This window comes from Promicromonospora iranensis, from assembly GCF_028994805.1.
GTDB lineage: Bacteria > Actinomycetota > Actinomycetes > Actinomycetales > Cellulomonadaceae > Promicromonospora > Promicromonospora iranensis.
The window spans coordinates 1-19,169 of record NZ_JAJQQP010000019.1 but is presented as its reverse complement, the minus strand read 5'-3'; the positions used below and the strand labels follow the sequence as shown (position 1 = coordinate 19,169).

Here is a 19,169-nt window from a genome sequence, read left to right as displayed (position 1 = left end):
GCCCGGTGACGACCATCCGTGGAGGTCACTGTGCGAGTTCTTGGCGTGAATGCTCTCTTCCATGACCCGTCGGCCGCCCTCGTCGTGGACGGCCACGTGCTTGCCGCAGCCGAGGAAGAGCGGTTCACCCGGCGCAAGCACGGCAAGCGTCCCGTCCCGTTCGCGGCCTGGGAGCTACCGGAGCAGGCGATGCGGTGGTGTCTCGACGTCGGCGGGCTCGCGCCGGAGGACCTGGACGCCGTCGCGTACTCGTTCGACCCGGCCCTCGCCAAGCCGTCCGACGAGATGAGCCTGCCCGACCCGTGGGACTGGCTGCGGCAGCTGTACGCCGAGCGGGTACCGCAGTTCATCGCCACCGCGCTGCCCGGGCTGAGCCCGGCCGCCGTCCGCTTCGTGCCGCACGAGGTGGCGCACGCCGCGTCGGCGGCGCTCGCCTCCCCGTTCTCCACGTGCAGCGTCATGTCCCTCGACGGCCGCGGCGAGCGGTCCTCCTACCTGGCGGGCCGGTACGACGGCGGGCAGCTCGAGGTGCTGGCGAGCCAGGAGCTGCCGCACTCCCTCGGCCTCGTGTACGAGTCCCTGACCGAGCACCTCGGCTTCCTGCGGTCCAGCGACGAGTACAAGGTGATGGCGCTCGCGTCGTACGGCCGGCCGCGGTTCCTGCCCGAGCTGCGGGAGCTGCTCCGGACCACGCCGGAGGGCGGGTTCGTGGCCGAGGCCCCCGACTGGTCGCGATGGGCGGCTCCGGCGGAGCCCGGCACCATCCAGGAACCCAGCGGCGCAGGCGGCCTGCCTCCCGACCAGGCGGACCTCGCGGCGTCAGTCCAGGCGCGGCTGGAGGAGCTGCTCGTCGAGCTCGCCACGGCGCTGCACGAGCGGACCGGCGACACCGCGCTGACCCTGGCCGGCGGCACTGCGCTGAACTGCGTGGCCAACTCCCGGATCTGGCGGGAGACCCCGTTCGAGCACGTCTGGGTCCAGCCCGCCGCGGGTGACTCGGGCACGGCTCTCGGCGCGGCCCTGCAGCTCACGGCGGAGGCGGGCGTGCCCACCGTGCCCATGGCTTCGGCGGCACTGGGCCGCGAGTGGTCCGACGACGAGCTGGCGGACGCGCTGCGCACGGCGCGTGTGCCGTTCACGACCCCCGCCGACCTCCCGGACCAGGTGGCCGGCGTGCTGGCCGACGACGGGATCGTCGCCTGGTTCGACGGCCGCTCCGAGTTCGGGCCGCGGGCCCTCGGCCAGCGCTCGCTGCTCGCGCACCCCGGTACGCGGGCCAACACGGAGCGCCTGAACGTGGTCAAGGGCCGTGAGCAGTTCCGCCCGGTCGCGCCGATGGTGCTCCTGGAGGACGCCCCCGAGATCTTCTCGGGCGGTCCCGTCCCCAGCCCCTACATGCTGTTCGTCCACGACGTCGCCCCCGCATGGCGCGACCGGATCCCCGCGACCGTCCACGTGGACGGCACCGCCCGCATCCAGACGGTGGACGACGCGCAGCCGCGCCTCCAGTCGATGCTCAGGGCGTTCCGGGCGCGCACCGGGCTGCCGGTGGTGGTGAACACCAGCCTCAACACCGCGGGCCGCCCCATGGTGGACACCCCCCGCGACGCGCTCGAGCTCTTCGGCTCCGCGCCCGTCGACCTCCTGGTCCTGGGTCCCCACCTCGTCCGGCGCGCGGACCTCTTCCTGTCCGAGCGGCAGTCCGGAGGTGCCGCGTGACTCCGTCGTACTCGATAGTCGTCCCGACGATCGGCCGTCCGCAGCTGCGCGCGCTGCTGGACTCGGTGCGCGTCGCCTGTGCGCGCGGCCCTCGGCCGCTCGACGTCGTGGTGGTCGACGACCGGGCGTTCCCGGACGACGGCGGGAACGCTCCCCTCGACCTCGGACCCGATCCGGTCCCTGGCGTGCGGGTGGTCCGCACCGGCGGGCGCGGCCCCGCCGCCGCCCGCAACGCCGGGTGGCGCACCGTCCGGACGGAGTGGGTGGCCTTCCTGGACGACGACGTGGTGGTGCCGGAGCGCTGGGCCGCCGCCCTGGAGCAGGACCTGACGGCGGCCGGCCCCGACGTCGCCGGTGTACAGGGCCGGATCGTGGTGCCGCTGCCGAACCACCGGCCCCCGACCGACCTCGAACGCAACACCGCCGGACTGGAGACGGCGGCCTGGGCGACCGCCGACATGGTCTACCGCCGGGCCGCGCTGGAGGCGGTGAGCGGCTTCGACGAACGCTTCCCCCGCGCGTACCGGGAGGACGCCGACCTCGCGCTGCGCGTCCGCGACGCCGGCTGGGACCTCGAGCACGGCGTCCGGTTCGTGGAACATCCCGTCCGGCCGGCCGGGAACCTGGCAAGCGTCCGGGCCCAGGCCGGCAACGCGGACGACGCGCTGCTGCGCACTCTGCACGGCCGCGACTGGCGCCGGCTCACCGGAGCCGGCCGGGGCCGGCTGCCCTGGCACGTGGCGACGGTCGCGGCCGGTCTGACGGCGCTCGGTGGTGGTGTGGCCGCCGCCGTGCCCGGTACGCGGGCGCCTCGCGCGGCCGGCACGATCGCCGCCCTCGCCGGGACCGCGTGGGCGGGCCTCACCGCGGCGTTCGCCGCGCAGCGGATCGGCCCCGGACCACGGCCCGGCGACGAGGGCTACGGCCCCGAGCTGCGCCGCATGCTCGTGACGAGCACGCTGATCCCGTTCTTTGCGGTCGCCCACCGCGCGCGCGGTGCGTGGACGTGGCGAGGAGGGCTCGGCGGGCGGGTGCCTGCCTGGCCGCCGCCCGTTCGCGCCGTGCTGTTCGACCGGGACGGCACGCTCGTCCGCGACGTCCCCTACAACGGCGACCCCGACGCGGTCGTGCCGATGCCCGGCGCCCGGCGGGTGCTGGACGGGCTACGGGCCGGCGGCGTACGGGTCGGCGTGGTCTCGAACCAGTCGGCCATCGGGCGCGGGCTGCTCACGAGCGCCCAGGTGGACGCCGTGGACGAGCGGGTCCGCCGGCTGCTGGGCCCGTTCGACACCTGGCAGCGCTGCCCGCACCGGCCCGAGGACGAGTGCACGTGCCGCAAGCCGGATCCGGGCCTCGTGCTCCGGGCGGCGGCGGTGCTCGGCGTGCTCCCGGCGGAGTGCGCGGTGGTCGGAGACATCGGCTCGGACGTGGGCGCCGCCGTGGCGTCCGGTGCACGCGGCGTCCTCGTGCCGACCGAGGTGACCAGACGGGAGGAGCTGTCCGCCGCTCCCGTCGTGGCCGCCACTCTCGATGAGGTGGTGATGCTGCTATGACCTCCGCGGAACGCTCTGTCCGCGTGCTGGCGATCCGGCTCGACAGCGACGGGGACCTGCTCCTGACCGGCCCCGCCGTGCGCGCGCTGGCCGCTACCTACGACCAGGTGGACCTCCTGGTCTCCAGCTCCGGCCTGCAGGCGGCCGAGCTGTTGCCCGGTGTGACCGAGATCCTCCGGTTCGACGCGCCGTGGTCCGGCACCGAGCCGCCTCCGGTCTCGGCCGAAGCAGTGCTCGACCTCGTTGCGGGCCTGGTCGCACGCCGCTACCAGCTCGCGGTGATCTTCACGTCGTTCCACCAGTCACCGCTCCCGATGGCACTGCTCGCCCGCCTCGGTGGCGTGCGCAGGATCGTCGCGGTGAGCGAGGACTACCCCGGCTCGCTGCTCGACGTCCGGCACAAGCGCCCGCCGGGACTGCACGAGGTAGAGGCAGCCCTCGACCTCGCCGAGCGGGCCGGGGCCCGGCTGCCGGTGGAGGACGACGGGCTGCTCGCCGTCCGCCGTCCGCTGCCTGCCGTGCCGGAGCCGGCCGAGCACACCCTCGGCGTCGGGGGCACCTGGCGGCAGCGTTCGGTGGTGCTCCACCCGGGGGCATCGGTACCCGCCCGGGCGCCGCTGCCCGAGCACGCCCGGGCCATCGCGGCGCGCCTCGCACGTGATGGTTGGGACGTTCTCGTGACCGGGTCCCCCTCGGAACGCGACCTCACCGCCTACGTGGCCGGCGGCCACGCCACCGACCTGGGCGGGCTGACCGACCTGGCCCAGCTGGGCGCCGTCCTCGAGTCGGCCGCCTGCGCGGTCGTCGGGAACACCGGTCCCGCCCACCTGGCCGCCGCGGTCGGCACGCCGGTGGTCAGCCTGTTCGCTCCTGTCGTCCCCGCGGACCGGTGGGCCCCCTACGGGGTGCCCCGGCTCGTGCTCGGCGACCAGGGCGCGGTGTGCCGCGGCACGCGGGCCCGCACCTGCCCGGTGCCGGGCCACCCCTGCCTCGCATCGGTCACGCCGGAACAGGTGTCCGACGCCGTCACGCGGCTCACGCGCCAACCGCCCCGCGCGCCGGCCCCGACCGGCGGGAGCCACGCCGAGGGGTGGTCCTCATGAGAGTCCTCCTGTGGCACGTGCACGGTTCGTGGACCACGGCCTTCGTCCAGGGCGAGCACGAGTACCTGGTGCCGGTGCTCCCCGACCGGCCCGCCGACGGGCGCGGACGGGCGCAGACCTGGGACTGGCCGGCGTCGGTGCGGGAGCTGGGACCCGCGGAGCTCCGCCGGGCGTTCGACGACGAGGGGGTGGACGCCGTCGTGCTCCAGCGGCCGCACGAGGCCCGGCTCCTGCGGGAGTGGACCGGACGCCGCGCGGGGCGGGACGTGCCGACCGTGTATCTGGAGCACGACGCCCCGGGCGGGCCCGCCGCCGCCACACGGCATCCCCTGGCCGACGTCGACGTCGCGGCCGAGGGGCACGTCCCCATCGTGCACGTGACCCAGTTCAACGCCCTCATGTGGGACACCGGCCCGGCGCGCACCGCGGTGATCGAGCACGGCATCCCCGACCCGGGCCACCGCTACACGGGAGAGCGCGAGCGCGTCGCGGCGGTCGTGAACGAACCGGTGCGCCGGTGGCGAGCCGCGGGCACGGACGTGCTGCTGCAGGTCGCCCGCCAGGCGCCGGCCGAGGTGTACGGGATGGGGACCGCGCTGCTGGCCGAGCACCTCTCCCCCCTGGGCCCGACGGCGGCGGGAGCCGCCGACCGCCTCTACGACCTGCCGCAGGCGGAGCTGCACGACCGCCTGGCGGGAGCCCGCGTCTACCTGCACCCCTACCGGTGGACGAGTCTGGGGCTCGCGCTCCTGGAGGCCATGGCCCTCGGCCTGCCCGTCCTGGCCCTGCCGGTCACCGCCGCCTATGCGGCGGTCCCGCCCGAGGCCGGCGTGCTCAGCGCCGACCCGGACGAGCTCGCGGCGGTAGCCCGCCGCTGGCTCGCCGACCCGTCGGAGGCCGCCGCCCACGGCAAGGTCGCCCGCGAGCACGTCCTCACCCACTACCCCCTCGACCGGTTCCTCGACCGCTGGACCACGCTGCTGACACAGGAGGTGTCGCCATGAAGATCGGCATGATCTCGGAGCACGCCAGCCCGCTCGCCGTACTCGGCGAAGCGGACGCCGGTGGACAGAACGTCCACGTCGCGGCGCTGGCCCAGCGGCTCGCCGCGGACGGTCACACCGTCGACGTCTACACGCGGCGGGACGACCCGGCGGTCCCGGAGCGGGTACCGCTCACGGAAGGCGTCGACGTCGTGCACGTCGACGCGGGCCCGCCCGAACGGCTGCCGAAGGACGAGCTGCTGCGCTGGATGAACCAGTTCGGCGACGACCTCGCGGCCCGCTTCACCGACCCCGGGGTGCGGCCGGACGTGCTGCACGCCCACTTCTGGATGTCGGGCCTGGCCGCGCTGCGAGCCACCCGCCGATCGGACGACGGGCACCTGCCCGCCGTGCCGGTGGTCCAGACGTTCCACGCGCTGGGCTCGGTCAAACGCCGGTACCAGGGCGCCGCCGACACCAGCCCCACCGCGCGGATCTCCCTGGAGAAGTCCCTGTGCGCGGATGTGGACCTGGTGATCGCCACATGTCAGGACGAGGTGCGCGAGCTGCGGGAGCTGGGCGCGTCGGACGACCGGGTCCGCGTGGTGCCCTGCGGCGTCGACCTCGGTGTGTTCACGCCGGGCGCGGCCCGGGCGCAGCACGCGGACGACGGCCGGCCCTTGCGCCTGCTCTCCCTGGGCAGGCTCGTGGAGCGCAAGGGCGTCGCGACCGTCGTCGAGGCGCTCGCCCGGCTCGGTAGGCACGGTCCCCCGGTGGAGCTGCTGGTCGCGGGCGGACCGCCCCTCGGCGAGCTCGACCGCGACCCCGAGGTGCGCCGCCTGCGTGCCCAGGCCGAGCGGCTGGGCGTCGCGGACCGGGTGCGGTTCCTCGGCGCTGTGTCGCACGAGGAGGTCCCGGAGCTGCTCCGCAGCGCCGACGTGGTGGCGTGCACGCCCTGGTACGAGCCGTTCGGGATAGTCCCGCTGGAGGCCGCGGCGTGCGGTCTGCCGGTCATCGCGTCGGCGGTCGGGGGCATGCTCGACACGGTGGCGCACGAGCGCACCGGACTGCTCGTGCCGCCGCGTGACCCCGCCGCCGTCGCCGACGCGTTGCTGCGGCTGGCGGACCGCCGGTTCCGGCTCCGCCTCGGTGCCGCCGCCCGCGTCCGCGCGGAGCGCCAGTACGGCTGGGTCTCCGTGGCCCGGCAGACGGCCGAGGCCTACGCCGAGGTCGTCAGTTCCTCGTCCGCACGCACGCCGCTGCCGCAGTGGTCCGCGACGGACGCTCCGCTGGTTTCTGCAGGAGGTAACCGATGAGTTCGCAGCCCGTCCGTCCGACCGCCCTCCAGCCCTCCTCCAGCGGCCGGACCTGGCTCCGCCAGCACCGTGCCGACCTGTTGACCGGCCTCGACCACCTGAGCGCCAGCTTCGGCCGCATCGAGGCGTGGGGACAGGACCTCGCCGAACGGCTGGTCTCCGGCCAGCGCCTGCTCGTCGCAGGCAACGGCGGCAGCGCCGCGGAGGCCCAGCACCTGACCGCGGAACTTGTCGGCCGCTTCGAGGGCGAACGTGTCCCGCTCGCGGCGATCGCCCTGCACGCCGAGACCTCCAGCCTCAGCGCGATCGTCAACGACTACGGCCAGGACGAGATGTTCGCCCGGCAGGTCGCGGCGCACGGCAGGCCTGGCGACGTGCTGCTCTGTCTGTCGACGTCCGGGGCGAGCGCCAACGTGCTCGTCGCCGCCCGGCGGGCCCGCGAGCTGGGGCTCACCACCTGGGCGCTCACCGGCCGCGCACCCAACCCGCTCGCGGCACTGTGCGACGACGCGCTCACCGTCCCGTCGGTCTCCACGTCCGCGGTGCAGGAGATCCACCTCGTCGTCGCACACACCCTGTGCGCGGTGCTCGACGCCCACATCGCCGCCGGCGGCACAGAGGTCCGCCGGACCAGGTCGCGCACGGCAGGGGCGAGCGCATGACCGGGAACGGCACCCCCGTCGGCGATCTCTCGCGCAAGCAGGCCGAACCCCCCGGGGACGGCGGCCGGCCGCGGGTCGCCGTCGTCGGCGACATCCTGCTCGACCGCGACGTCGACGGGTCGGTCACCCGGCTGGCCCCCGACGCCCCCGTACCCGTCGTCGACGTGTCGGAGGTCCGCCAGAGCCCAGGAGGTGCGGGGCTCGCCGCCCTGCTGTGCGCACAGCGAGCCGACGTCGTCCTCGTCGCACCGATCGCCGACGACGCGGACGGCCAGGAGCTGCGCCGACAGCTCTCCGACGTCACCGTCGTCCCGCTCCGCCACGACGGTCCGACCCGCCGCAAGACGCGCGTGCGCAGCTCCGGACAGGGGCTGGTCCGCCTCGACGACGGCGGACCGGGCACCCCGCTCGGCGTGAACCAGGCGACCGCCGAACGCGTGCGCGACGCCCTCACGGGCTGCGACGCCGTCCTCGTCGCCGACTACGGCGGCGGTGTCACCCAGGAGCCGCTGCTGCGGGAGGTCCTCGCCGAGTCGGCGGCGCGCGTACCGCTCGTCTGGGACCCGCACCCGCGGGGTGGTGAGCCCGTCCCCGGGGCGGCACTCGTCACGCCGAACGCCGCGGAGGCCGAACGGGCGGCGCGGCAGCTTCCGCTGCCGCCCGCGGAAGCCGACACCGGGGTCCCGGGGGTGGCCGACGTGCTGCGCAGGGCCTGGGACGTGCGAGCGGTCAGCGTCACCGCCGGTGACCGCGGCGCCTTCGTCGCCACCCGGCCGGCCGACGACGACGGCAGCACCGACGACGCCCCTGGTGTCATCCGGCACCTGCCCACCGAACCCGCCCACGGTCCCGACCCCTGCGGCGCCGGCGACCGGTTCGCCGCGACGGTGACGGACCGGCTGGCCCGCGGGGACGAGGCCACCACCGCCGTCCGGGAAGGTGTGGTCGCCGCGAGCGCCTGGGTCGCGTCCGGGGGCGCCGACGGCTTCCGCCGCGCCCGAACGGCCGCTCGACAGCCCGTCGAGCAGAGCAGCCCGGCGTCCCTGGAGGAGCTCGGCGCGCGGATGCGTGCGGCGGGCGGTGTGCTGGTCGCGACGAGCGGGTGCTTCGACCTGCTGCACGCCGGCCACGTCACGATGCTCGACGCCGCGCGGCAGCTGGGCGAGCACCTGGTGGTGCTGGTCAACTCCGACCGGTCGGTGCGGCACCTCAAGGGGCCCGAGCGACCGGTGGTGCCCCTGGCCGACCGGCTCCGCGTCCTGGAGAGCCTCGCGAGCGTCGACGCCGCCGTCGTGATGGACGACGACGAGCCGTCCGCCGCCGTGTCCGCGCTCCGCCCCGACATCTGGGCCAAGGGCGGCGACTACACGTGGTCCGACCTGCCCGAGGCCTCGGTCGTCCGCTCCTACGGAGGGCGCGTGGTCACCCTGCCCTATCTCCCGGGCCGCTCCACGACCGGGCTCTTCAGCCAGGTCCGGGCGGCCGAACCCCTGTCGTCCTCGATCCCGTCGACCCTGAGGAGGTCATCATGACCGCAACCACCACAGACACCACCCAGTCATCCACCGCACCCGCTCCCGCATCGTCCCCGCTCGCGCCGCGGTCGGTCGGCACGGTGTTCGTCACCGGCGGCTCGTCCGGGCTCGGCGCGGCACTCGTCGACGTCCTGGCCGCCGCCGGCGGCACCCCGGCGGTCCTCGACGTGGCCGAGCCGTCCGCCGACGTGCCGTTCGCGGCCGCCGACCTCGGCGAGCCGGGCGCGGCACAGGCCGCCGTCGACTCGCTGGTGGAGCAGGTGGGACCACCCGACGCGGTGGTGACCGCCGCCGGGATCGACGCGTGCGGCCCGCTGCTCGACATCGCCGCGGAGGACTGGGAGCGCGTGATCCGCGTCAACCTGCTCGGCACCGTGGCAGTGGTCCGGGCCGTGCTTCCCTACCTCGAGGAGCGGCGCGGCACGGTGGTGACCGTCGCCTCCACGCTCGCCCTGCGCGGCGCCGGCGACGCGACGGCGTACTGCGCGTCGAAGTGGGGCATCCGCGGGTTCACCCAGGCCCTCGCCGCGGAGTACGCGGGCCGGGTAGGCGTGACGTGCCTGATCCCCGGTGGCATGCGGACGCCGTTCTTCGACGGCCGCACCGAGCAGTACAAGCCGGGCCCGGATGCCGACCTGAACGACCCGGCCGCCACGGCCGCCGCCGTGGTGACGGCGCTGACGCAGCCGCCGGGCAGCGAGATCCGCGAGATGCTCGTCATGGCGTCGGGCGAGGCGTCATGGCCGTGACCGGGCGGGCCACCGGGAGCCCGTCATGACCGTCCTCGTCCTGCGGGCGCTCGGGCTCGGCGACGCGCTGACCGGCGTGGCCGCGCTCCGTGGGGTGCGGCGAGCATGGCCCGGACACCGGGTGGTGCTCGCCGCACCCCGACCCCTCGGCCAGTGGCTGGCCGACCACGGGATAGTGGACGCGGTCCTGCCGGCCCAGGGGCTGACCCGGCTCCCCTGGCCCTGGGCGGGCCCGGGCGGTGCCCAGGACGCCCCCGGGTGCCTCGCGGTGAACCTGCACGGGCGTGGGCCGGAGAGCCACCGCGTGCTGCAGGCGACCCGGCCGGACGCGCTGCTCGCCTTCGACAACACCGACGCCGGCCACATCGGGCCCGACTGGGACGAGAACGAGCACGAGGTGCTGCGCTGGTGCCGGCTCGTGCGGAGCGTGGGCGGGCACTGCGAGCCGGAGGACCTCCGCCTCGGCCCGCTGGACCCGCCGGGCGGACGAGGGCAGGAGAGCACCGGGGCGCAGCAGGGTGGCCGGGGTGCGGTGCTCGTCCACCCGGGCGCCGCCGCCGAGGCCCGCCGCTGGCCCGCCGCCCGCTGGGCGCGGGTCGTGCACGCGCTCGCGGCGCAGGGTCACGACGTCGTCCTGACCGGGTCGGAGGCCGAGCGCGGCCTCTGCGCCCGGGTGCGGCTCGAGGCGGACGCGGGCGACGCGGTGCGCGACGCCTCGGGCCGGCTCGGCCTGCCCGCGCTGGCCGACCTGGTGTCCACGGCCCGGCTGCTCGTGAGCGGGGACACGGGCGTGGCGCACCTCGCGACCGCGTACGGCACGCCGTCGGTCACCCTGTTCGGGCCGACGCCGCCCGCGCTGTGGGGGCCGATGATCGACCTGCCCCGGCACCTCGTCATCTGGCACGGCGACCCGGACGCTCCACCGCGGGACCCGAACGCGGGCCGGCTGGACCCGGCGCTCGCTCAGGTGCCGGTGGACGAGGTGGTCGCGGCGTGCGAGTCCGCGCTCACGCAGCCCCCTGCGACCGGGAACGGAACCACGACACCGTCCGGGTCAGACCGTCCGTCCAGCCGACACGCGGCTCCCAGCCCAGCTCCGTCCGCGCCAGGGTGATGTCCGGGCAGCGCATCCCCGGGTCGTCGACAGGCCGCTCGACGTACTCGATCCGTGACCGCGAGCCCGTCGCCCGGATCACGTCCTCGGCGATCTGAAGGACCGTGAGCTCGTGCGGGTTACCGAGGTTCATCGGGCCGGGGTGCCCGCTGCGCGCGAACGCCAGCAGGCCCTCCACCAGGTCGTCGACGTAGCAGAGCGACCGCGTCTGGCTGCCGTCACCCGCGACGGTGAGCGGCTCGTCCGCGAGCGCCTGCCGGATGAAGGTAGGTACCACGCGTCCGTCGTGCTCCCGCATGCGGGGGCCGTACGTGTTGAAGATCCGGACGATGCCCGTGTCGGTCCCGAGGGCGCGCCGGTACCCGGCGGTCAGTGCCTCACCGAACCGCTTGGACTCGTCATAGACGCTCCGGGGGCCGACGCTGCTCACGTTTCCCCAGTACTCCTCGGTCTGTGGATGAACCTGTGGATCGCCGTACACCTCCGAGGTCGAGGCGAGGACGAGGCGCGCGCCGTGCTCGCCCGCCAGGTCGAGCGCGGCGCGTGTGCCACGGGAGCCGGCGTCGAGCGTCTCTATCGGGTGCTCCAGGTAGTCGACGGGCGACGCCGGGGAGGCGAGGTGCAGCACCAGGTCGACACCGGGCCGCAGCGCGGCCCGGACCGCACGCGAGTCGAAGCCCTCGGTGACGTCGCACTGCTCGAAGCGGAACGCCGGGTGCCCGCGCAGGGCGCCGACGTTGTCCGGGGCGCCCGTCAGGAGGTTGTCGAGACACACCACCTCGGCGCCGGTACCCAGGAGTACCTCGCACACCCTGCTGCCCACGAACCCGGCACCACCTGTGACGACGACCCTCATCGTGGGGCCTCGCCGGGGCACGGTGTCCAGCTGTCGCTGCGCATGGGATCGTCCTCTCGCCAAGCTCCCGCAGCCTGGTCTCGACCGCACCGTTCTACGGTGCACCGGGGCCGGTTCACTCGCAGCCGAGCACGGAGGGGCGCTCCGACAGCGCTCGGGACATGACACCCTGGTCCCGTGAGCTTCACGCACCTTGACGACCGCGGCCAGGCCCGCATGGTCGACGTCACCGCCAAGCAGCCGACGATCCGCTCCGCCACGGCATCGGGCACCGTCCGGTGCGGCCCCGACGTCGTGCGGGCGCTGCGCGACGGCGCGGTGCCCAAGGGCGACGTGCTGGCGGTCGCCCGCATAGCCGGTATCGCCGCCGCCAAGAGGACGCCGGAGCTGCTGCCGCTGGCGCACGTGATCGGCGTGCACGGCGCGGCAGTGGACCTCGCGGTGACCGACGACGGCGTCGCCATCACCGCGACCGTACGCACCGCGGACCGTACGGGGGTCGAGATGGAGGCGCTCACCGCAGTCGCCGTGGCCGGCCTCGCCGTGGTCGACATGGTCAAGGGCCTCGACAAGTCGGTCTCGCTCGCGGACGTACGTCTGGAGCGCAAGACGGGCGGCAAGTCGGGCGACTGGACGCGTCCCGAATGATCACCGTCCGCTACTTCGCCGGCGCCCGCGAGGCGGCCGGGGTCGCCACCGAACGCCTCGACCGCCCGACGACGGTCGCCGCCCTCCGCGACCGCCTGACCGCCGCGCACCCGGGCCTGGCCGCAGTGCTGCCGAAGTGCGCGCTGCTGGTCGCGGGCGCCCGGGCGACATCGGACGAGGCAGAGATCCCGGACGACGTCACGATAGACGTGCTCCCCCCCTTCGCAGGCGGCTGACGCGCTTGGCTGTCAGTGGTCGCCGCCCACCAGCTGGGAACGGACGTGCGGCCAGAGCGTGAGCACCACCTGGAGCCCGTCGCGCACCCCGCCGGACGAGCCGGGGAGGTTCACCACGAGGGCGCGGCCGCCGTCCGCGGCGGTGGCGAGCCCCGCCAGCCCGCGGGAGAGCGCGGCGGTGGCCACCCCCGCCGCGATGCCTTGCTGGCGGACCGCCTCGGCGATCCCGGGGATCTCGTAGTCGAGCACCTCGCGCGTGCCCTCGGGCGTGAGGTCGCGCGGGGCGATCCCCGTACCGCCGGTGGTGATCACCAGCCGGGCACCCTCGTCGAGTGCGGTGCGCAGCACGTCCCGGACCGTCTCGACGCCGTCGGGCACCAGGTGGCTGCGCACGTCGGTGAGCCCCGCCTGCTCCAGGAGCGACACCGCCGTCGGTCCGGACCGGTCCTCGGACTCGCCGCGTGCACAACGGTCGGAGACGGTGATCACCGCGACCTGGTCGGACGTCATACCGACACGCTATCGGTCTCCGGCTCCCGAGGCGTGGCCTCGGCCTCCTGGGGTGCGGCTGCCTCCGCCGCCCTGTCCCGGCGGTAGGCGCGCACGGACCAGGCGACGGCGCTGGCCCAGCCGAGGCAGACCACCACGTACACGGCGATCTTCACGCCGTCACCCGCGGCGATCCAGTCGCTGTTGAGCAGGGTGCGGGAGTTCGTCAGGATGATGACGCCGCCCACGAGCGAGCCGAGGACGCGCGGTGGCACCAGGCGGACCAGCCAGGCGGCGATCGGGGCCGCGATCAGGCCGCCGATGAGCAGGGCGAGCACCCAGGTGTAGTCGATGCCCTCGCCGCTGAGGCCGACGAAGAACCCGACGCTCGCCGCGACAGCGACGAAGAACTCGCTGGTGTCGATCGAGCCGATCACCTTGCGGGGCTCCATGCGGCCGCTCGCCAGGATCGCGGGTGTGCCCACGGGGCCCCAGCCGCCGCCACCGGTGGCGTCCATGAACCCGGCCACCAGGCCGAGCGGGGTGAGGAACCGGCGGCGCAGCGGCTTGTCCGAGCGCGCCGGCAGGCCCTGCACGGTGAACCGGAGCAGCACGTAGAGGCCGAGCGTCAGCAGGATCAGCGACATCACCGGCGCGGCGATCGCGGTGGAGAGCGACGACAGGAACGTGGCTCCCGCGAACGCGCCGATCGCACCCGGGATACCGATACGGGCCACGACCTTCCAGTCCACGTTGCCGAACCGCCAGTGCGAGGCACCGGAGGCGAGCGTGGTGCCGATCTCGGCGAGGTGCACCGTGGCCGACGCCGCAGCGGGGTTGGTGCCGATGGCCAGCAACAGCGTGGTGGAGGTCACGCCGTAGGCCATGCCCAGACTGCCGTCCACGAGCTGCGCACCGAGGCCGACGAGCGCCAGCAGGATGAGGGTCTTCATGGTGGTGACCTTCCAGGTCCGAGGATGCGGCACAGGCCGCACGAGGACGGCCCGGACAGAGTATCCGCCCAATCCGGTCGGAAACAAGCAGTATCTTAAAGGTCGGATAAGTGGCCATGCTCAAAGGGCCCGGAGGTCCTGCGGTTCGTCAGGAGTTGGCCCAGGCCGACTCGCCCTGCGTCAGGGCACGAACGTCGTCCGGCAGCGTGCCGGACACCAGGTCAGCGAGCGAGACCGCCTCCAGCACGGCGCGCACGTTGGCACGGAGCGCCACCCACACGTGGAGCAGGGGGGCGGCTGGACCCTGGAACTCCAGGTCGGACGGCCGGTTGCCACGGACGAAGACCAGCGGCCCGTCGACGGCCCGCACCACGTCGGCGATGGTGATCGCGTCGGCAGCGCGCGCCAGCCGGTAGCCCCCGCCCGCGCCACGGTGGCTCGTGACGAGACCGTCGCGGCGCAGATCGCTCAGGATCCCCTCGAGGAAGCGGTGCGGGATGTCCTGTGCGCGGGCCAGAGCCTCGGCGCGGACGGGCCCGTCGTGGTCGGTCGCCGCCAGCTCGGCGGCTGCCCGGACGGCGTAGTCGGCTCGTGCGGAGATCCTCATGGACCCATTCTCTCCTGTACGTCGTGCGGGGTGTGCCGGGATAACCTCGGCACCGTGTCGAGACTCGTGAGGTTGCCCGTCGGCGTCCGCCGCCAGGTGTTCGCACCGCGCGCCGCCGCCGCTCTGGGCTCCTGCCTGGGGGCCGGCCTGGTCCTGGCCGGGTGCGCCCCGGCGCCCGGCGGCGAGACGCTGACCGTGCTGGCAGCCGCCTCGCTGCGCGAGCCCTTCGCCGCCCTCGAGACCACCTTCGAGAGCGCACACCCCGGCGTGGACGTGAAGCTGTCGTTCGGCGGGTCGTCCGACCTCGCCGACCAGATCGAGGCGGGCGCCCCCGCCGACGTCGTCGCCACCGCGGACGAGCCCACCATGGCCCGCCTGACCGATGCCGGCCTCGTCGCCTCGCCCGCCGTCTTCGCCACCAACGTGCTCACGATCGTGGTGCCCACCGGCAATCCCGCGCGCGTCGAGAGCCTTGCCGACCTGGGACGACGCGATGTCGACGTGGTGCTCTGCGCGCCGGAGGTGCCGTGCGGACGTGCCGCCGCCGCGGTGACCGACGCCGCCGACGTCACCCCGCACACGGTGAGCGAGGAGCCGAGCGTGACGGACGTGCTGGCCAAGGTGTCCCTCGGCGAGGCGGACGCCGGCCTCGTCTACGCCACCGACGCCGCCACGGAGCCGGAGGACGTCGAGACGGTCCCCACCCCGGAGGCCGCCGACGTCGTCAACCGGTACCCCGTCGCAACGCTCTCCGACCCGCCCGCCCCCGACCTGGCCGACGAGTGGGTAGCCCTCCTCACGGGTACAGAGGGTCGGTCGGCGCTGTCGGAGGCGGGGTTCGGCACGCCGTGAACGGCCTGCCGCGGTGGGCGGTCCTCCCGGCGGCGCTCGGCGCGCTGCTGGTGGTCCTGCCTGTCGCATCGCTGCTCACGCGCGTCGACGTCGGCTCGCTCTGGCCGCTGCTGACGTCTCCCGGTGCGCGCGACGCGCTCTGGCTGTCCCTCCGCACCGCGGTCGTCGCGACGATCCTGTGCGTCGTGCTCGGTGTGCCGCTGGCGCTGGTGCTGGCCCGGGCGTCGTTCCCGGGGCGTCGGGTGGTGCGCGCGCTGCTCCTGCTCCCCCTGGTGCTGCCGCCCGTGGTGGGCGGTCTCGCGCTGCTCACCCTGCTGGGGCGCAGCGGGCTGCTGGGCGGTGTGCTCGAGGTCATCGGGGTCCGCGTCCCGTTCACGACGGCGGCAGTGGTGCTCGCGCAGGCGTTCGTGGCCCTGCCGTTCCTGGTCCTGACGCTGGACGGGGCGCTCCGGTCCCATGACACGGCGTACGAGGACGTCGCCGCGACGCTCGGCGCGCGACCCACCCGTGTGCTGCTGCGGGTGACGCTGCCCGCGCTCGCGCCGGCGCTCGTCTCGGGAACGGTCCTGGCCTTCGCCAGGGCGCTCGGTGAGTTCGGGGCGACGATCACGTTCGCCGGTGCCCTCCAGGGCGTGACCCAGACCCTGCCGCTCGAGATCTACCTGCAGCGTTCGTCCGATCCCGACGCCGCCGTCGCGCTCTCCCTGGTGCTCGTGGTGGTGGCACTCGCGATCATCGTCGCGGCGTACGGTCCATGGTTCCCCCAGGTCCCGGAGCTCCCCGGGGCCCAGCGGCCCGACGGACCGCCGTCCGGCCCCGTGCCTGGCGGGACCGGTACCGACGCAACCGTGCCCGGGGTGACTGCGTCAGGGACGACTGCGTCCGGAGCGGGCGGCCGGCCGCCGGTCCCGCTGGTCGTGCGTGTCCGCGTGCCCGGACGGGGTGTCGACATCTCTCTCGACGTCCCCGCGGGCGAGGTGGTCGCCGTCCTGGGCCCGAACGGGGCGGGCAAGTCGACGTTGCTCCAGGCCGTCGCCGGACTCGGCGACCGCAGCGGGGACGTCGCGGTGACCATCGGAGACCGTGTGCTCGCGGGCCCCCGCGTGTCCACCACGCCACCACGCGACCGCCGCGTCGGCTGGCTCGGGCAGCGCGCGCTGCTGCTGCGGCACCTGTCCGTCACCGACAACGTGGCCTTCGGCCCGGTCTCCCGTGGCACTCCCCGGGCCGCGGCACGCCCGTTCGCGCGCGCCCTCCTGTCCGACGTCGGCGCCGCGCACCTCGCCGGACGGCGCCCGCACGAGCTCTCCGGCGGTCAGGCGCAGCGCGTGGCGATCGCCCGGGCGCTGGCCACCGACCCGGACGTGCTGCTGATCGACGAGCCGTTCTCCGCGCTCGACGTGGGGGCCGCCCAGCATGCCCGTCTGCTCCTGCAGGCGGCGCAGCGGGCAGCACCTCGCACGACGCTGCTCGTCACGCACGACCTGCTGGACGTCGCCCAGCTCGCCGACCGTGTCGTCGTCCTCGAGGACGGCCGCGTCGTCGAGGACGGGCCGACAGCGGAGGTGCTCGCACGGCCGCGTTCAGCGTTCGGTGGACGTTTCGCCGGGGTGAACCTGCTGGTGGGCCGGGTTGTTGCGGTGCGGGACACGACGGCGAGCAGGGCGGCGGTGGGGGACGCAGCGGCCGGGGTCGAGAGCGGACCCGAGGGTGGCGCTGCCGAGGTGTGGGCCGCCGTGCTGACCACCGCGTTCGGCGACGTGCACGGAACGACGGAGGACACGCTCGAAGCAGACGCCGAAGCCGTCGCCCTCTTCGAACCACGCTCGGTCTCGGTGTACAGGGACCCGCCGGGCGGCAGTCCACGCAATGCCTTTGCGGTGGTGCTGACCGGGATCGAGCCGCACGGCCCGCTCCTGCGGGTCTGGGCCGTCGCCGACCTCCCCGGCGCGGGCCCGGAGCAGATAGCGGCAGACCTGACTCCCGCCGCCGTCGCCGAGCTCGGCGCCGTGCCCGCGGAGCGCCTCTGGTTCGTGGTGAAGGCCGCCGAGGTGACCGTCCTGCACCGCTAGCAGTCGTCGGTCGCGGCGTCAGCCCAGGATGTGGCCCGCCCGCTGTGCCGAGGCAGCGAACGACCCGGTCAGTGGCAGCTCCGGCAGGATGACGGCCTGGGCAGCGTGGTAGACGTCCGGCTTGCCGACCCACGTGCGACCCGACGGACGGTTCTCCGTGTCGAGCTCGTGGTGCCAGGAGCCGTGCTCGGTGTCGATGAGATGTGCTCGGATCCAGGCCCACCATTCGGCCTCGAGCTCGGCGTAGCGCGCCTCGCCGGTGACGCGCGCCAGCACCTGTGCGGTGGCGACCGCCTCCGCCGCCACCCAGTGGAAGCGACGCGCCTCGACAGGCGTGCCTGACCAGTCAGTGGTGTAGACGAAGCCGCCGCCCTCGCCGTCCCAGCCGTCGGCGACCGCACGGTCGAACAGCGCGACCGCAGCCCCGGTCCGGCGACCCGGAGTTCCGGACTCGGCGTCGATCTGCAGCAGCAGCCGCGACCACTCGAGCCCGTGCCCGGGAGTCGCGCCGTACGGCTTGAACGGGTCGTGCGGCCGGTCCGCGTTGTACTCGAGGAGCGGATTCCACGCTGTGTCGAAATGCTCGGGGATCCGCCACCCGTTCGACTTCGCCCAGCTCACCACTCGATCGCCGATGGATGCAGCCCGCCCGAGCCAGAGCCCGTCCCCGGTCGCGGCGTGCGCCGCCAGAAGTGCCTCGACGGAGTGCATGTTCGCGTTCACTCCGCGGTAGTCCGACGTCGACGACCAGTCTCGTGACCGCTCGTCCACGTGCAGCTCCTGCTCCGGGTCCCAGAATCGCGCGTCCAGCACGGCAAGCGCCTTGGTGAGCAGCTCGGATGCACCGGTGATGCCAGCGACCTTGCCGGTCGAGGCGGCAAGTACCACGAAGGCATGCGCATACGCCTCCTTGGTACCGACCAGCTCGTCGCCCTCACCACGGGCCGCCAGCCAACCGCCGAACTCCGGGTCGGCGAGCACGTTCTGCAGACCACTGATGGCGCGCGCCGCGTACTCACCCGCTCCGCTCACTCCCAACAGGTGCCCCACCGCGAAGGTGTGCGCCATACGGGAGGTGATCCACGTCTCCACGGGATGCGAGCTGTCGGGCCGTCCGTGGTCATCGAGCCAACAAGCTGCCCCGTCCTCACGGACAGACCCTTCAGCGAAACGCAGCAGCGAGACGAAGTGGTCCCTGCGCCATGCGGAGTCAGCGGTGCTTGCGGGCTGGGAGCTGGTCGAGCCCGCGCCGGTGCGGGTTGCGTCTGCGTTCACACGGCCACGATAACCGCGGGCGCTGTGTCCACGGCAAGTTGCCCAGAGTACGGCCGGCCATGGTGGGGGAATGCAGTCAGGGGGTGGAACCAGCACCACCCGTGTGGGTTGTGCTGGTTCCACCCCCTGCTGGGAATGGTTGTCCGGCGGCGTCCTACTCTCCCACCCCGTCTCCAGGGCAGTACCATCGGCGCTGTAGGGCTGAGCTTCCGGGTTCGGAATGGGACCGGGCGTTTCCCCCACGCTATGACCACCGTAACGCTATCGAGAAGGCAACACCCGACCAGACCCTGCCCGGCCTGTCAGAACCCCGTGGAACGGGGCCCGACAGTGGGTGGGTGGTGGGTGTGGCGCCCGTGACTCGGGAACCGCATAGTGGACGCGTAACAATCAAAGAGAACTTATTAGATGTGTTGTTATGTTGTGAAGTTATCGGCAGTTAGTACC

General features: G+C 74.3%; 18 protein-coding genes and 1 rRNA gene. 13 read left to right on the top strand and 6 right to left on the bottom strand.

Annotation, left to right across the window (positions count from 1 at the left end; all coding sequences use genetic code 11):
• The first annotated feature begins 45 nt into the window (after nt 1-45).
• Genes LUM46_RS25210 through LUM46_RS25165 form a run of 9 tightly spaced genes read left to right on the top strand, consistent with a single transcriptional unit; the run spans nt 46 to nt 10,734 of the window.
• Nucleotides 46-1,719: a carbamoyltransferase family protein gene (locus tag LUM46_RS25210; protein ID WP_274997961.1), complete on the top strand. Its 1,674-nt coding sequence runs from the start codon at nt 46-48 to the stop codon at nt 1,717-1,719.
• Nucleotides 1,716-3,272, top strand: coding sequence for an HAD-IIIA family hydrolase (locus LUM46_RS26665; protein WP_310243050.1), 1,557 nt, complete (start codon nt 1,716-1,718; stop codon nt 3,270-3,272). The genes LUM46_RS25210 and LUM46_RS26665 overlap by 4 nt, the downstream gene beginning before the upstream one ends.
• Complete coding sequence (locus tag LUM46_RS25195) at nt 3,269-4,375, top strand: glycosyltransferase family 9 protein (RefSeq protein WP_274997959.1); 1,107 nt, start codon at nt 3,269-3,271, stop codon at nt 4,373-4,375. Before LUM46_RS26665 ends, LUM46_RS25195 begins: the two co-directional genes overlap by 4 nt.
• On the top strand, nt 4,372-5,379 hold the full coding sequence (locus LUM46_RS25190; RefSeq protein ID WP_274997957.1) for a glycosyltransferase family 4 protein: 1,008 nt from the start codon (nt 4,372-4,374) through the stop codon (nt 5,377-5,379). The genes LUM46_RS25195 and LUM46_RS25190 overlap by 4 nt, the downstream gene beginning before the upstream one ends.
• Nucleotides 5,376-6,674, top strand: coding sequence for a glycosyltransferase (locus tag LUM46_RS25185; RefSeq protein ID WP_274997955.1), 1,299 nt, complete (start codon nt 5,376-5,378; stop codon nt 6,672-6,674). The genes LUM46_RS25190 and LUM46_RS25185 overlap by 4 nt, the downstream gene beginning before the upstream one ends.
• The gene (locus LUM46_RS25180) at nt 6,671-7,336 is read left to right on the top strand and encodes a D-sedoheptulose-7-phosphate isomerase (protein WP_274997954.1); all 666 of its coding nucleotides are present in this window, start codon (nt 6,671-6,673) and stop codon (nt 7,334-7,336) included. Before LUM46_RS25185 ends, LUM46_RS25180 begins: the two co-directional genes overlap by 4 nt.
• On the top strand, nt 7,333-8,868 hold the full coding sequence (locus LUM46_RS25175) for a PfkB family carbohydrate kinase (protein WP_274997953.1): 1,536 nt from the start codon (nt 7,333-7,335) through the stop codon (nt 8,866-8,868). Before LUM46_RS25180 ends, LUM46_RS25175 begins: the two co-directional genes overlap by 4 nt.
• Nucleotides 8,865-9,620 carry an SDR family oxidoreductase gene (locus LUM46_RS25170; RefSeq protein WP_274997952.1) on the top strand — a complete coding sequence of 252 codons (756 nt, stop codon included), beginning with the start codon at nt 8,865-8,867 and terminating at the stop codon, nt 9,618-9,620. The genes LUM46_RS25175 and LUM46_RS25170 overlap by 4 nt, the downstream gene beginning before the upstream one ends.
• 25 nt (nt 9,621-9,645) lie before the next feature.
• The gene (locus tag LUM46_RS25165) at nt 9,646-10,734 is read left to right on the top strand and encodes a glycosyltransferase family 9 protein (RefSeq protein ID WP_274997951.1); all 1,089 of its coding nucleotides are present in this window, start codon (nt 9,646-9,648) and stop codon (nt 10,732-10,734) included.
• Here the strand turns inward: LUM46_RS25165 and LUM46_RS25160 are convergent.
• Nucleotides 10,628-11,590 (bottom strand): UDP-glucuronic acid decarboxylase family protein, encoded by a 963-nt coding sequence (locus LUM46_RS25160; RefSeq protein WP_274997950.1) that lies wholly within the window; start codon nt 11,588-11,590, stop codon nt 10,628-10,630. The two genes, LUM46_RS25165 and LUM46_RS25160, sit on opposite strands and share 107 nt — an antisense overlap.
• 177 nt (nt 11,591-11,767) lie before the next feature.
• On the opposite strand from LUM46_RS25160, the gene moaC reads away from it, so the two are divergent.
• Nucleotides 11,768-12,238 carry a cyclic pyranopterin monophosphate synthase MoaC gene (moaC, locus tag LUM46_RS25155; RefSeq protein WP_274997949.1) on the top strand — a complete coding sequence of 157 codons (471 nt, stop codon included), beginning with the start codon at nt 11,768-11,770 and terminating at the stop codon, nt 12,236-12,238.
• Nucleotides 12,235-12,474 (top strand): MoaD/ThiS family protein, encoded by a 240-nt coding sequence (locus LUM46_RS25150; RefSeq protein WP_274997948.1) that lies wholly within the window; start codon nt 12,235-12,237, stop codon nt 12,472-12,474. The genes moaC and LUM46_RS25150 overlap by 4 nt, the downstream gene beginning before the upstream one ends.
• A 12-nt stretch (nt 12,475-12,486) precedes the next feature.
• Here LUM46_RS25150 and LUM46_RS25145 read toward each other — a convergent pair whose 3' ends face one another.
• The 3 genes from LUM46_RS25145 to LUM46_RS25135 form a co-directional block, all read right to left on the bottom strand.
• Complete coding sequence (locus LUM46_RS25145; RefSeq protein WP_274997947.1) at nt 12,487-12,984, bottom strand: MogA/MoaB family molybdenum cofactor biosynthesis protein; 498 nt, start codon at nt 12,982-12,984, stop codon at nt 12,487-12,489.
• Nucleotides 12,981-13,916 (bottom strand): sulfite exporter TauE/SafE family protein, encoded by a 936-nt coding sequence (locus LUM46_RS25140; RefSeq protein ID WP_274997945.1) that lies wholly within the window; start codon nt 13,914-13,916, stop codon nt 12,981-12,983. Before LUM46_RS25140 ends, LUM46_RS25145 begins: the two co-directional genes overlap by 4 nt.
• Before the next feature lie 148 nt (nt 13,917-14,064).
• On the bottom strand, nt 14,065-14,523 hold the full coding sequence (locus LUM46_RS25135; protein ID WP_274997943.1) for an RrF2 family transcriptional regulator: 459 nt from the start codon (nt 14,521-14,523) through the stop codon (nt 14,065-14,067).
• Between the two features lie 54 nt (nt 14,524-14,577).
• Here LUM46_RS25135 and modA point away from each other — a divergent pair, with 54 nt between their 5' ends.
• Nucleotides 14,578-15,375 (top strand): molybdate ABC transporter substrate-binding protein, encoded by a 798-nt coding sequence (modA, locus tag LUM46_RS25130; RefSeq protein ID WP_274997941.1) that lies wholly within the window; start codon nt 14,578-14,580, stop codon nt 15,373-15,375.
• The gene (locus LUM46_RS26660; RefSeq protein WP_310243048.1) at nt 15,372-17,447 is read left to right on the top strand and encodes an ABC transporter permease; all 2,076 of its coding nucleotides are present in this window, start codon (nt 15,372-15,374) and stop codon (nt 17,445-17,447) included. The genes modA and LUM46_RS26660 overlap by 4 nt, the downstream gene beginning before the upstream one ends.
• A gap of 18 nt (nt 17,448-17,465) precedes the next feature.
• Here the strand turns inward: LUM46_RS26660 and LUM46_RS25115 are convergent, their stop codons facing one another.
• Nucleotides 17,466-18,722 (bottom strand): AGE family epimerase/isomerase, encoded by a 1,257-nt coding sequence (locus tag LUM46_RS25115; protein ID WP_274997940.1) that lies wholly within the window; start codon nt 18,720-18,722, stop codon nt 17,466-17,468.
• 141 nt (nt 18,723-18,863) lie between these two features.
• A 5S ribosomal RNA gene (rrf, locus tag LUM46_RS25110) occupies nt 18,864-18,980 on the bottom strand.
• Nucleotides 18,981-19,169 lie beyond the last annotated feature (189 nt).